The following is a 13,102-nucleotide window of genomic DNA, read 5'->3' on the forward strand; positions in this document are numbered from 1 at the left end:
AGTGTTGGCGTGGTGAGAAAAGGGCCCGCTTGGGCGGCTTTGCACTTTTACGACGTCGCGCACAACGCTGGGCCTTTAAGGCGCGCTAGCATCTGGTCAGGGCGCCTTGCAAACCACCGGATAAATCTGAATAGCGCTGCGGGCAGGGAAGTCTTCGTGGCTAACAGCGTAGATCACCTCTGAACGCGCCTCGAAGTATCGCAAGGCATGGTGCAGCGGTCCACCCCGCGCACCCAGGTCTTGGGAATAGGTGCAGGCGGCCGAGCCACATTGAAACGCTGCAGTTGCGACCACGGCGTCGCCAAGAAGGATTTCCAATGATGCGCTTGTCTCATCAAAGGAGAAAAGCGCGGACCGGTGACCGTCATTGTGTGTGCAGGTAAGCGCTGGTGCGCTTGTGGCCGTCAAGCACGCGCACACCACGCCGAAGATGCGGTTTTTGTAGCTGGTGTACATGCGTTCTCCTTGCAGAGGCGTGGCATTCGTAAACGGATTTTAGTCTGCCAACTGGTAGGCAATAGGTCGGCCTTGAACAATGGCGATTTATTCTGAGAAGTGCGCTCCCAGCGTGGCCAGCCCGCTCTCAAAAACGCCGATGACCAAAGCCACAATATCCGGATAGGAAGTTGCGAAGCGAGAGGGCCATGTGACGTCGACCTGTTCCGCTTTGCCTGATGGAAAGCGTACCGGTGAGCGAATTGAGTGGGATCGGGTTTTTAGCGGAAATTTTTTTGGATTCCTTCTTAGCTGAATTCGATGACTGAGACGGCTTCGCGGGCGCTCTTGGCCGGAAGCAGCTGTCGCTAGCGCAGAAGTGAACGGCGGTTCTGTCCTCCAAGCCGCCATTCACCCTTTCTGAACAAACAGAATCGCACGCCGCGTTAGCCACGCCATTTTGGCAAAAAGTGCACAGGGTTTGCATGGCCCAAAGCCCCGTCTTTTATGGCATTAACCCCTCGAATCGCAAAAACGTCACTCCACGGGCAGCAAGCGTTGCGTGATCCGACTCTTCGAGGTCTCAACCACTGCCCTACAAAACTGGCACCGGGCGCACGGTCACGTTACTACAAAGACAAGGGGCGGTGCTTGGCCCGCCCCCAATCACTCAGTGTTCGCGGACGACCCTGCGATCGTCAGGTATAAAGCGACGGCACCCCAAGTTGCGCATGCACATCGTTCACCGTGCCTGCATCCATGCCCAGTCCTTGAGCCAGTGAATGCAGGTATTGCGCTTCGGCCTGACTATCCAGATCGATGGCCAACAGTGACATCGCATAGACCTGCGGGCCCATTCCTTTTGGCACCTCGGCGGTCAGAGCATCGACGTCCACCGGGCGCTGCATCTCGGCGCGTAGAAATGCGGCTTCTTCAGCGTCTACATCCCCACCTAGTTGGCCCATCAGTTTTTCCTGCTCGCCGTCATCCAGCTTGCCGTCGGATTTCGCGGCTTGGATCATTGCACGTAACATCAGGGCGGCAGCGGCCTCCTGATCTGCGGAGGGTTCGATTTCTTCCTGTGGTGTCTGATCAAAGGCTGAGTTCAGGACCTCGCCAAAGCTGGCGTTGTTACTTGCCGGGCGTTGCGCGACGGCGCCACTCAGCGCGCCAAACAAGCCTCCAGCACCAGCGCTGCCGGCAAGACCACCCAGCATGTCTTGCAAACCTCCGCCGGAACCACCCGCGCCGCCGAGGTTTTCCAGCAAGCCGCCAAGTCCACCTTTACCGCCTTGTGCGCCCCCCATGAGGCCTCCGAGCATGTCTTGTAATCCGGCAGCCCCGGCGCCTCCCTGTGTACCGCCCATCAGGCCGCCGAGCATGTCTTGCAAACCTGCGCCGCCGCCCGGGGCTCCGCCTGCTAGGCCGCCCAGCAAGCCACCAAGGCCAGCATCAGCCCCAGCTGTCTGAGCACCGCTTCGGCTTTTCATCATCGAACTGGCGCCTTTAGCGACCGCCACACCAATGGCCACTTTGGCCAGTGTCTTCATCAAGCTCATTTGGTTTTCTCCCTTTAATCAATGCAAAGAATCGTCCTGACAAACCTTTGCACAAAATCGCGCCTCGTCAGCGGGGAATGTTTTGGGGCAATTGACATCGCTGACAAAGACCGGGCCAAGTGCGCGCTATGAACCGCAAGTCCCACATTGATCTGATAGGTGCCGTGGCCCTGACCGCCTTTGCGCTCAATCTTGCGCTCAATCAGGTGGTGATAAAGGTATCCAATGGTGGATTTCAGCCTGTGTTCATGGCTGCGCTGCGATCAGCTGGGGCAGGGGTGGTGCTGGTGATTTGGATGCGGGCGCGCGGGATTCCGTTAAGCCTGCCAAAGCCTGCCCATATGGGCGCAGTCATTGCAGGCTGTTTGTTCGCAATCGAATTTACGTTCCTTTTCAATGCGCTGGACCTCACAACTGTATCGCGCACTTCGATCTTGTTTTACGCAATGCCGATCTGGCTGGCGCTGGCCAGTCACGTATTGTTACCCGGCGAGCGGTTGTCAGCGCTGCGTATCCTTGGCATGGCGCTTGCCATGGGTGGAGTTATTTTGGCCATGTCTGACCGTGGTGGCGGGCAGGCCAGCCTGACAGGGGATTTGCTCGCGATTGGTGCGGGCATGTGTTGGGCAGGTATTGCGTTGTGCGTGCGCATTACGCCGCTGAGTACGGTGCCCGCCGCTCAGCAACTGCTATGGCAGTTGTTGATCTCGGCGCCCCTTTTGCTAGTGGCTTCACTGTTTTTCGGTGACTTGGTGCGCGATTTGCAGCCTCTGCATGTGGCTGGTCTTGTCTATCAAATCATCGCAATCGCGAGCTTTGGGTTTTTGTTCTGGTTCTGGCTGCTCAAGATATATCCAGCCTCTGGCGTGGCGTCGTTCAGCTTTCTCTCACCGGTTTTTTCGGTGTTGTTGGGATGGTTGATCCTAGGTGAACAGATCGGGCTGAACATCTGGGCGGCCCTCGGATTGGTCGCTGCAGGACTTGTGCTGATCAACCGTCGTTAAGTGCCGCAGAACGTCGCCGGTACGATTTCGTCTGTGTTTGGCGGGCGGTGCAGGTCTGGGTCTGTGGCTCGGAACGGAGTTGCGAGTGCTTTGGTCAACCGTTCGAACGGACCCATATCCCCAGCCACGGCGGCCTCGATCATCGCCTCGATCCGGTGATTGCGCGGAATGACCTGCGGGTTGGTGCGTGCCATTAGATCAATGTCCGGGTTCGTCGCCTGCCAGCGGAGCGCCCACGTATCAAAGGCGTCGCGATCGCTGAATTGATCCCGCGCGCTGTCCGTGCCAAGCGCGGCGAAAGTATTTGTAAAGTCCGCGCCATCAGTCTGCATCAAAGCAAGTAATTCTTCGATCAAGGGTTGGTCGTCGGCAGTGGGGTTATTTAACCCAATCTTTGCCCCAAATCGGCGCAGCCAGGCGGCCTGCCACTGATTGGGCATGGCGTGCACGATGGCCGTGGCGTCCTCGACCGCCTGATCCTTGTCCTCAAACAGTTGAATGAGGGCCGTGGCCAGTTGCGCCATGTTCCACACCGCTATGCGCGGTTGGTTGCCATAAGCGTAGCGGCCCATCTGGTCGATAGAAGAGAACACGCGCCCCTCGGTGTAGGCGTCCATAAAGGCGCAGGGGCCATAGTCGATGGTTTCACCTGAGATGGTGCAATTGTCGGTGTTCATCACCCCGTGGATAAAACCAACAGACATCCATGCCGCAATCAGTTCGGCTTGCGCCGCGCAGACTGCTGACAGCAAGCCCATGGGACCGTCGGCGTCCGGCCAGTGGCGCGCAATGGCGTAGTCCGCGAGGGTGCGCAATTCGTCGATGTGACCGCGATGGGCAAAGATCTGAAATGTGCCGACACGCAGGTGGCTTGCGGCGACACGGGTCAACACCGCGCCCGGCAAAGCGCCTTGTTCGCGGTAGACCGGATCGCCTGTGGCGACGGCAGCCAATGCGCGGCTGGTGGGGATGCCCATGGCATGCATTGCCTCGCTCACCACATATTCGCGCAGGACTGGGCCGAGCCATGCGCGCCCGTCACCCATACGCGAATAAGGCGTCGGCCCGGAGCCTTTCAGTTGGATGTCCCGGCGGGTGCCAGCTTGGTCGATCACCTCACCCAACAGAATTGCACGTCCATCCCCGAGTTGCGGATTGTAATTGCCAAACTGGTGCCCCGCATAAAGCTGAGCCAGCGGTGCCGCACCCTTGGGCACAGTGTTTCCAGCAAAGACTGCTGCATCCGAACCGGCGATCCCGAGATCGCTTGCAAGGGCGTCATTCCAAGCCAACATCTGAGGTTTGGACACAGGCGTTGGGTCCAGCCGGGTGTAAAAGGCATCCGGCAGGGCGGCGTAAGAATTATCAAAGGGGATATGCAGGCTCATGCCTCTTCACATAGGGCGGATCGCCAGCCTTGCCTAGAAGGTGCGTGTCATCAGGTGATACCCGGTCCGCAGACCGAACCCGGCGCGGGTATACAAACGCTGTGCACCGGCGTTCTCTTCGCCGACCTCCAGATGCAGCGCCTTGAGGCCCACGTCAGCCAGTGCGCGGGGCAGGGCGATTAGAACTTCGCTGGCGACACCGCGCCCGCGCACGCCCGGACGGATAAACAGTTCGTCGACAAACCCGTCCATGCCGCCAAATTCAAGCGACCAGCCAAAGGACACAACGATATAGCCAATCGGCGCGCGGGGTGGCCCGATAAGATAGGCGGCACCATGTGGGCTACCTTCCAACAAGGGCGTAATGCCATCGGCGCGCTGTTGTTCTGATGTTTCTATTCCCGCCTCGTCGTGGAAGGCCGCCACCAGTGGCAACAGGCGATCAAAGTGATCAGGGTTGGCGAGGGTGAGGGCGGCACTCATAAATAACGCTCCAATGCGCGGGCTTCGGTCTTGGCGATCCACGTGGATTTACATGTTCCATATTCCGCACCGCCGTCCGGGTGGCGCGCCGCACAGGCGCCTTTGACAGAGGCATAGGCCGCGCGCAAGGAGGCGTTGGCGCGCAGCGCATCACGAAAGGCCAGGTGACGGCGGATATCTGCGTGCCCCTGCACGTAAGCATGGGCATGAACCCGCCGCTCGCCAGTGGCCGGATCAATGCGACGGCAATAGCGCCGCCCGTCGAGGCCAAAGGCTCCCATCCATTCATATCCCATTTCCTCGATCGCGCCGCGGCTTGCATCAGCGGCAGCCTCATCGGTAAAGACAGGCAGAAGATCCAGAATGGGCTTGGCCGGCAGACCGTGCACCGAGGTTGATCCGATGTGATGCACGGTTATCAGCCCCTTAACGGTGTCATGCCAGCGCTGCATTTCGTCATTGGCCTGGGTCGGCCAGGTGCCGTCATAGGGCACCAGCAGGCTCACAACCGGGCCAGCCGTTCGGTCAGCAGTGTGAAAAACCCGTCCGCATCCACTGAGCCCATGAATGTCGCATTGGGTTTGCGATCCGTCACGCCCCACCAGTCCGCAACCGTCATGCCGATGGTGAGTTCAGAGGTTGTCTCGATTTCTACATTCACGTGGCGGCCCGAAAACAGTTCGGGTCGAATCAAATATACGGTGACACAAGGGTCATGCAAAGGCGCACCAGGGCTGCCGTATTTTTCACGATCAAAGCGTTCGAAAAAGTCGGTCATTTGGGCCACAGCGGTGCCCGCAGCGTTGCCGAGTGCGCGGAAGGCCGCGTTGCGTTCCTTGGTCACCAGCGCCTTGTGGGTCACATCCAGAGGCATGACAACGATATCGATGCCGGATTTAAACACAATTTCTGCAGCTTGTGGATCGACGTAGATGTTGAACTCCGCCGCTGGGGTTACATTGCCCACCTCGAAATAGGCGCCTCCCATCAGAACGATTTGGTGCACACGTTCCGCAATGTCTGGTGCCTTTTCCAAAGCGGTGGCGATATTGGTCAGCGGACCAAGGGGACAAAGCGTAATCGTCCCGGGAGGATTGCTGCGCAGAGTGTCGATGATGAAGTCGACGCCATGCTGCTCTTGAAGCGGCATTGTGGGGTCTGGCAGGTTGGGGCCATCCATGCCGGTCGCGCCATGTACGTATTCGGCTGTGACCAGTTCGCGTCCCATCGGCCGGTCGCACCCTGCATGGACCGGTACATCGGCTTTGCCCGCCAACTCACAGATCATAAGGGCATTTTTTGTTGTCAACGCGAGTGGTACGTTGCCTGCGACAGAGGTAATGCCGACCACCTCAATCTCTTCTGGGCTCGCCAGAGCAAGGAGGATAGCGACGGCGTCATCCTGACCGGGATCAGTGTCGATGATGATTTTACGGGGGGCCACGTTTGTCTCCTGCTTTTTTGTTGATCCTGTGCGGGATTTAGTCTGGCTTGTCCAGATTACTGCACCCAGCGCCGTTAGCTGTTGGCAGCTTTTTCGCGCGCTTTTACCTCATCCCAAAGCGCGTCCATTTCCTCAAGGTTGCTGTCTTCGGGCCGTTTTCCACGTGCGGCAAGTGCCGCCTCGACCGCGCCGAAGCGGCGGGTGAACTTGGCGTTGGTCCGCCGAAGCGCTTCTTCGGGGTCGATGTTGAGGTGACGGGCGAGGTTCGCCATCACGAACAGCAGATCGCCCATTTCGTCCACCATGTCTTCGTGATCCATGGTATCGCGCGCCTCAACCAATTCGCCCGCCTCTTCAACGATCTTGTCAAGAACGTGAGACGTGTCGGGCCAGTCAAACCCGACCCGAGCGGCGCGCTTTTGCAGCTTGAGGGCGCGCAGGAGGGCAGGAAGGTTCATCGCGATCCCGTCCAGTGTGCCTTTTTGTGCTTTTCCCGCGCGCTCGGTGGCCTTGATCGCCTCCCAGTCACGGGTTTGCTGATCGGCGGATTTTTCCCGGCTTTCGTCGCCAAACACGTGCGGGTGACGCGCAACCATCTTGTCAGAGATGTTGGTCACGACGGACTGAAACGAAAAATGCCCGGCCTCTTCGCCAATGGCAGTGTGATAGATCGATTGCAGCAGCAAATCGCCCAATTCTCCCTCTAATTCGGGCCAATCCTGCCGCTCAATGGCGTCTGCCACCTCATAAGCTTCTTCGATGGTGTAGGGCGCAATTGTCTGAAACGTCTGTTCGATATCCCAAGGGCAGCCTGTTTCTGGGTCACGAAGGCGGCGCATAATCTCCAAAAGCCGCTCGATCCCGGCAGTTTGATCGTTAATCAGGTCCTGAGCCATTGCAAGCCTTTCGGGTTTCGCGTTTGCTGACATGTGACGCATCTGTCGGCGAGGAGTCCACCCATGGCAATCATCAACCGCATTGGCGATCTTGGCCCCGAAATGGCCGCGTGGCGCCAGCATCTGCACACGATCCCCGAGTTGTCTTTTGACTGCCCAAAGACGTCAGCCTTTATCAAGGAACGGCTGGAAGAAATCGGAGTGGATGCGATCCATGATGGGATTGCGCAGACAGGTATTGTTGCGATCATTGAAGGGGTTGGTGACGGTCCGACGATCGGCTTGCGCGCAGATTTTGATGCCTTGCCGATCACGGAAGAGACGGGGGTTGAATACGCTTCAACCCATCCCGGTCAGATGCATGCCTGTGGCCATGACGGGCATACCGCGATGCTTTTGGGCGCCGCGACTTATCTTGCTGAGACGCGCAATTTCAGTGGCAAAGTCGCGTTGATTTTCCAACCTGCGGAGGAGGCCGGTGGCGGTGGCGAGGTCATGGTGCAGGAGGGCATCATGGACAAGTTCGACATCGGCGAAGTCTATGCCATCCACAACGCGCCAGGAAAGGATTTCGGCAAATTCCATACCACAGCTGGTCCAATAATGGCTGCCGCCGACACCTTCCACATCAACATCACAGGCAAGGGCGGGCACGGCGCGCGCCCCTATGATTGCGTCGATCCGGTGGTGGCGGCCTGTGGCATCGTCACGGCCCTGCAAACCATTGTTAGCCGCAATCACAACACGGCAGGCACGCTGGTCATTTCGGCAACGCAAATCCATACCGGCACAACAGACAATGTGATCCCCGAGACGGCCTATATCAACGGCACCATCCGCACCTTTGACAAAGAGGTGCAGGCTATGGTGGCGCGCCGAATGGAAAAGGTCGTGGCAGGCGTTGCGGCAGGCTACGGCTGTGAGGCGGTACTTGAGATCGAGTACGGTTATCCACCCACTGTGAATGATGCGGACAGGGCTGCCTTTGCGGTCGGGGTCGCAGCGGATGTCGCGGGTGCTGAGGGTGTGGATGATGCCATAACCCCTGTGATGGGGGCGGAGGATTTTTCATATATGCTCGAAGCCCGACCTGGTGCTTATCTGATGCTGGGGCAGGGCGACGGGGCAGGCGTGCACCACCCCATGTACAATTTCAATGACGAGATTGCTCCTATTGGGGCGTCGTTTTTTGCCCGGTTGGTCGAAACCGCGCAGCCACGCACCTGATTGGAGCTCAGCCCGCGGGGCTTTTTGAAACAGACTAGATGAAGGACGCCTGAGAGTATGGCTCTGGAAGATGCAAAGAACGAGATGGACCACGCGTTTACCCGCAGCGATTTGAAGGGGCCGTCTTTCGAACTGACCTTTGCGGGAGCTACGTCGTTTCTGCGTCGTCGGTACACCAAGGATCTGACCGGCGTGGATATTGCCGTTACAGGAGTGCCGTTTGATCAGGCTGTGACGAACCGGCCCGGGACACGGTTGGGACCGCGTGCGATCCGCGAGGCATCCACCTTGCAAGCGCCGGATCCGGCTTATGGATGGCCCTTTGATGTTATGAGCGAGCTGGTGATTGTGGATTATGGCGATCTGGCGTTTGATTATGCCAATGTGCCATCTTTCCCAGGCCTTTTGACGGCCCACATCAAGGGGATACTTGAAGCAGGGGCCGCCAGCGTTGTGTTGGGCGGAGATCACTATATCTCGTTTCCCATTCTCAAGGCCTATGCGGAGAAGTTTGGTCCGATGTCGCTGATCCAGATCGACGCCCATACGGACACATGGGTCGACGACGACATGGACCGCGTGGATCATGGCACGATGTTTTACAAGGCTGTGAAGTCTGGGATCGTCGATCCCGCGACTTCTGTGCAGATTGGCATTCGTACCAGCAACGAGGACACGCTGGGCGTCAATATCATCGATGCCCGAGAGTTTCATCGCATTGGCCCCGAGGCAGCAGCGGCACGTGCCCGCGAGATCGTTGGGGATCGCCCATGTTATCTGAGCTTTGATATTGATGGCCTTGATCCCGCCTTTGCCCCCGGAACCGGCACGCCGGTTTGGGGTGGCCTTAGCTCTGCACAGGCTGCTGCCTTGTTACGCGGTCTGGCCGGAGTGAACATTCAGGGCGGCGATGTGGTTGAGGTCTCGCCACCCTTTGACACCACCGGTGCGACGGCCATTGCCGGAGCGCATGTGGCGGTGGAACTGTGTCAGTTGCTGGGGTGGAGGATACGCGGTGGCGCCTAAGAACCAACCGCTGAGTGGCAATGATCTGGCCCGATTTTCCGGGCCTGGCACCTTTATGCGCCTTCCCAGCAGCAATGAATTGCACAAGCTTGATGTAGCCATTCTGGGTGTGCCCATTGATATTGGTACATCGTGGCGGTCCGGCACACGGTTTGGGCCAAAGCAGGTTCGAAACGAATCCGCCATGATCCGGCCCTGCAATCTCGCCACTGGGGCGGCACCGTTTGACAGCCTTCAGATAGCGGACATCGGTGATTTGGCGATCAACACCTTTTCTCTGTCGGACAGTTTAAGCATTATTTCAGACAGTTATGATGCGATCTTACAGTATGACGTGGTGCCAGCTGCGATTGGTGGCGATCATTCCATCACCTTGCCTATTCTACGAAGCATAGCCCGGCGCCATGGGCCTGTGGCCTTGGTCCATGTGGATGCTCATGCTGACGTGAATGACGAAATGTTTGGCGAGCGGGAATGCCACGGCACCGTTTTTCGCCGTGCCTATGAGGAGGGGTTGATCCAGCCAGACAAGACCTACCAGGTGGGATTGCGCGGCACAGGCTATTCGGCCTCGGATTTTACCGAGGCTGCAGGTTGGGGATTTCAACAGTTTCCGGCTCACGAGCTTTGGGGGCGCGACCTGAGCGCACAAGGCGCAGAAATCCGCCGTGATATTGGTGAAGTGCCGACGTATATCACCTATGATATCGACAGTCTTGATCCCGCCTATGCTCCGGGTACGGGCACACCCGAAATTGCGGGGCTATCCACGCCACAGGCGTTACAGTTGATACGTGCCCTGCGCGGCGTCCATGTAGTAGGCTGTGATCTGGTAGAAGTTTCGCCACCTTACGACACAAGCGGCAATACAGCCCTGACCGGAGCCAACATCCTCTATGAGTTGCTCTGTATCCTGCCGGGCGTGACCTATCGTTGATTTTCCTGAGGTCCGAGGATGAAAGTTGCGATGTATCTGTTTGGCTTAGTTGTATTTCTTGTTGTTTTATTTGCCGTGTATGTACGTGTCGCGCCATCCTATGAAGCACGTTGGCACCAACCTATTGAGGCCAACACCGAAGTGAACTTTGCCAACGGAGCAATCCGTGTGATGGAAGGTGACAGGGCTAGCTTTGAAAAAGTGGACAGTGTGATGCAGACGTTGCCACGAACGCAGGTTCTGGCAGGAACAGTGGGAAATGGGTTGGTAACTTACGTAACCCGCTCGCAGATTTGGGGATTCCCTGACTACACCACTGTGCAGTTCGAAAACGGGACGCTCAAATTGTTTGCCCGCTCGCGGTTCGGTGGATCAGATCTTGGGGTTAACGCCGCCCGGCTTACTCAGGTTCTCGCCACCATCAAGTGAAGAACTGAGGCACCCCTTTTGCACTTCGCGCCACATCGGCACGTTCAATGACATCTGACACTGGGCCATGAACATGCGTCCATCCACTTGTAAACAAACGGTTTCGCCCAATTCAACCCTATTGCGCTGCTTGTCAGTGCAATAGCATTCAACCGTTTTGCCGGAGGGCGAGGTTACATCAGCCAGTACAGGGCTGGCCATGAGAGCGGAGATAAAAATGACGCGTAACATGCCTCGTTTATAGCACAGTCCGCCCCTTGACCAAAGCCCCACCTTGTCGCACACCCGGCGCATGATCCCACAGGACCGCCTATTCCAGATAAGAGACCGCTTTCAGTACCTTGAAGCGGCCATGTCTGATGGGTCCGGCGATATTGCGGCACTGGCCAAGGAGTATTCCGATCTGAAGCCAGTAGTCGAACAGATAGAGGATTACATTGGCCTCGTTGACGGGATCGATGATGCCAAGGCAATGTTGAGTGACCCGGACATGGCAGAGTTGGCCCAGGAAGAGGTCGAGCGATTGACCCACGCGCTGCCAGCTGCAGAAGAAGCGTTGCAGGTCGCGCTTTTGCCCAAGGACGCTGCGGATGCGCGCCCTGCGATGCTTGAAATTCGACCGGGAACGGGCGGAGATGAGGCGGCGTTGTTTGCCGGTGATCTACTGCGGATGTACCTGCGGTATGCCGAGGCACAGGGTTGGAAAGTTGATGTGATCGAGCAACAGGCTACAGAGCTTGGCGGAATCAAAGAAGTGGTTGCGCACATCACAGGCCAGAACGTTTTTGCCCGGATGAAGTACGAATCCGGTGTGCATCGTGTGCAGCGGGTGCCCAGCACGGAAAGCGGCGGACGCATTCACACTTCTGCAGCGACCGTTGCCGTGCTGCCAGAAGCCGAAGAGGTTGATATCGAAATCAATCCCGGCGACATCCGGATCGATACAATGCGGTCCTCTGGTGCAGGCGGGCAGCATGTCAACACAACCGATTCCGCTGTGCGCATCACTCATTTGCCCAGCGGGATTGTTGTAACCAGCAGCGAAAAGTCCCAGCACCGCAATCGTGATAAAGCCATGCAGGTACTGCGTGCACGCCTCTATGACCTTGAACGGGGGCGCGTAGACAGTGAACGCTCGGCTGATCGTGCAGCACAAGTGGGGTCAGGCGATCGCTCTGAGCGGATCCGGACATACAACTTCCCGCAGGGGCGCATGACTGATCATCGGATCAACCTGACCCTTTATAAGTTGGATCAGGTTATGCAGGGCGATCTTGACGAAGTGATTAACGCACTGACTGCAGACGCACAAGCGCGCCTTATGGCGGAGATGGACTCGTGACCACCGCTGCAGAAGCCATGGTTGCGGCCACCGCTCGTTTGCGTGCGGCTGGAGTACCGGACCCGGCGCGGGATGCACGTGTTTTGCTGGCCCATGCGGCACAGGTCGACGCCGCCCGGGTGACATTGATCGCACCCGAGGATATCGGCCCCGATATTGCCGAACGCTACGACAATCTGGTGGCTTTGCGCGCGGTACGCGTGCCTGTCAGTCATTTGATTGGAAAACGCGGGTTTTACGGGCGTAGTTTCAAGGTTAGCGCTGATGTCCTTGACCCGCGCCCTGAGACGGAAACCGTGATTGAGGCGGCGCTGGCTGAAGACTTTGACCGGGTGCTTGATCTGGGTACCGGGTCGGGCTGTTTGCTCGTTACGCTGCTGGCCGAACGCCCGGACGCCACTGGCGTGGCCGTTGACCTGAGCGAAGCGGCCTGCCTTCAAGCGAGCGCGAATGCAGTGATGCACGAGGTTGCGGAGCGTGCACAGATTATCAATGGCAGCTGGTTTGATCCCGTCGAGGGGCGTTTTGATCTGATCGTCGTAAACCCGCCCTATCTTGCAGTCTTTGAAATGGATGAGGTCGCGCCGGAATTACGCGATCATGAACCGCGTATGGCTCTCACTGACGAGGGTGACGGGCTGTCGGCATACCGCGAGATAGCCGCTCTGGCGGGTAGCTACCTGACCTCGCAAGGCCGGGTGATCTGTGAATTTGGATCAACGCAAGGGCCGGATGTCCGTACCATCTTCGAGGCTGAAGGATGGGGCGATGTACGGCTTTTACCGGATCTGAATGGCCGACCTCGCGTTGTGGTTGCAAGAAATCCAGCATAAGCCCGTCAAAAATGGCTAAAAACCACCTTTTGGACTTGTCCCGGCCCTAATCTCATGCTTATTCATTGCTAGATGCTGAGGCCGAAGGCCATGCAATGT

Annotated in this window: 14 protein-coding genes; 7 read left to right on the forward strand and 7 right to left on the reverse strand. The window is 57.8% G+C overall.

What is annotated here, in order from left to right; genetic code table 11:
• Nucleotides 1-96: 96 nt before the first annotated feature.
• Both ABJD00_RS06950 and ABJD00_RS06955 read right to left on the reverse strand, forming a co-directional pair.
• Nucleotides 97-456, reverse strand: coding sequence for a hypothetical protein (locus ABJD00_RS06950; RefSeq protein WP_413831374.1), 360 nt, complete (start codon nucleotides 454-456; stop codon nucleotides 97-99).
• Between the two features lie 677 nt (nucleotides 457-1,133).
• The gene (locus tag ABJD00_RS06955) at nucleotides 1,134-1,994 is read right to left on the reverse strand and encodes a DUF533 domain-containing protein (RefSeq protein ID WP_413831376.1); all 861 of its coding nucleotides are present in this window, start codon (nucleotides 1,992-1,994) and stop codon (nucleotides 1,134-1,136) included.
• A 128-nt stretch (nucleotides 1,995-2,122) separates the two neighbouring features.
• Between ABJD00_RS06955 and ABJD00_RS06960 the strand changes: the two genes are divergently transcribed.
• On the forward strand, nucleotides 2,123-2,998 hold the full coding sequence (locus ABJD00_RS06960) for a DMT family transporter (protein WP_413831378.1): 876 nt from the start codon (nucleotides 2,123-2,125) through the stop codon (nucleotides 2,996-2,998).
• On the opposite strand, the gene ABJD00_RS06965 is transcribed toward ABJD00_RS06960, so the two are convergent.
• The 5 genes from ABJD00_RS06965 to mazG all read right to left on the reverse strand — a co-directional run bounded on the left by ABJD00_RS06965 (nucleotide 2,995) and on the right by mazG (nucleotide 7,209).
• Nucleotides 2,995-4,386 carry a protein adenylyltransferase SelO gene (locus ABJD00_RS06965; RefSeq protein WP_413831380.1) on the reverse strand — a complete coding sequence of 464 codons (1,392 nt, stop codon included), beginning with the start codon at nucleotides 4,384-4,386 and terminating at the stop codon, nucleotides 2,995-2,997. The two genes, ABJD00_RS06960 and ABJD00_RS06965, sit on opposite strands and share 4 nt — an antisense overlap.
• Nucleotides 4,387-4,419: 33 nt before the next feature.
• On the reverse strand, nucleotides 4,420-4,869 hold the full coding sequence (locus ABJD00_RS06970; protein WP_413831382.1) for a GNAT family N-acetyltransferase: 450 nt from the start codon (nucleotides 4,867-4,869) through the stop codon (nucleotides 4,420-4,422).
• Nucleotides 4,866-5,375: a GrpB family protein gene (locus ABJD00_RS06975; RefSeq protein ID WP_413831384.1), complete on the reverse strand. Its 510-nt coding sequence runs from the start codon at nucleotides 5,373-5,375 to the stop codon at nucleotides 4,866-4,868. Before ABJD00_RS06975 ends, ABJD00_RS06970 begins: the two co-directional genes overlap by 4 nt.
• On the reverse strand, nucleotides 5,372-6,313 hold the full coding sequence (locus ABJD00_RS06980; protein WP_413831386.1) for a nucleoside hydrolase: 942 nt from the start codon (nucleotides 6,311-6,313) through the stop codon (nucleotides 5,372-5,374). The genes ABJD00_RS06975 and ABJD00_RS06980 overlap by 4 nt, the downstream gene beginning before the upstream one ends.
• Before the next feature lie 74 nt (nucleotides 6,314-6,387).
• Nucleotides 6,388-7,209, reverse strand: a complete 822-nt coding sequence (gene mazG / locus ABJD00_RS06985) for a nucleoside triphosphate pyrophosphohydrolase (RefSeq protein WP_413831581.1) — start codon at nucleotides 7,207-7,209, stop codon at nucleotides 6,388-6,390.
• 63 nt (nucleotides 7,210-7,272) lie between these two features.
• On the opposite strand from mazG, the gene ABJD00_RS06990 reads away from it, so the two are divergent.
• From ABJD00_RS06990 to prmC, 6 genes are all read left to right on the forward strand, one after another.
• On the forward strand, nucleotides 7,273-8,436 hold the full coding sequence (locus ABJD00_RS06990) for a M20 aminoacylase family protein (protein ID WP_413831388.1): 1,164 nt from the start codon (nucleotides 7,273-7,275) through the stop codon (nucleotides 8,434-8,436).
• Between the two features lie 57 nt (nucleotides 8,437-8,493).
• A complete protein-coding gene (speB, locus tag ABJD00_RS06995) occupies nucleotides 8,494-9,462 on the forward strand; it encodes an agmatinase (protein ID WP_413831390.1) in 969 nt (322 codons plus the stop codon).
• Nucleotides 9,452-10,399: an agmatinase gene (speB, locus tag ABJD00_RS07000; RefSeq protein WP_413831392.1), complete on the forward strand. Its 948-nt coding sequence runs from the start codon at nucleotides 9,452-9,454 to the stop codon at nucleotides 10,397-10,399. The genes speB (ABJD00_RS06995) and speB (ABJD00_RS07000) overlap by 11 nt, the downstream gene beginning before the upstream one ends.
• A gap of 18 nt (nucleotides 10,400-10,417) precedes the next feature.
• Nucleotides 10,418-10,828 (forward strand): DUF1499 domain-containing protein, encoded by a 411-nt coding sequence (locus tag ABJD00_RS07005; RefSeq protein ID WP_413831394.1) that lies wholly within the window; start codon nucleotides 10,418-10,420, stop codon nucleotides 10,826-10,828.
• Nucleotides 10,829-11,120: 292 nt separating this feature from the next.
• The gene (gene prfA / locus ABJD00_RS07010; protein ID WP_413831583.1) at nucleotides 11,121-12,170 is read left to right on the forward strand and encodes a peptide chain release factor 1; all 1,050 of its coding nucleotides are present in this window, start codon (nucleotides 11,121-11,123) and stop codon (nucleotides 12,168-12,170) included.
• A gap of 17 nt (nucleotides 12,171-12,187) precedes the next feature.
• Nucleotides 12,188-13,003, forward strand: coding sequence for a peptide chain release factor N(5)-glutamine methyltransferase (gene prmC, locus ABJD00_RS07015; protein ID WP_413831585.1), 816 nt, complete (start codon nucleotides 12,188-12,190; stop codon nucleotides 13,001-13,003).
• Nucleotides 13,004-13,102 lie beyond the last annotated feature (99 nt).

The organism is Tateyamaria sp., from assembly GCF_039945315.1.
Taxonomy (GTDB): Bacteria; Pseudomonadota; Alphaproteobacteria; order Rhodobacterales; family Rhodobacteraceae; genus Tateyamaria.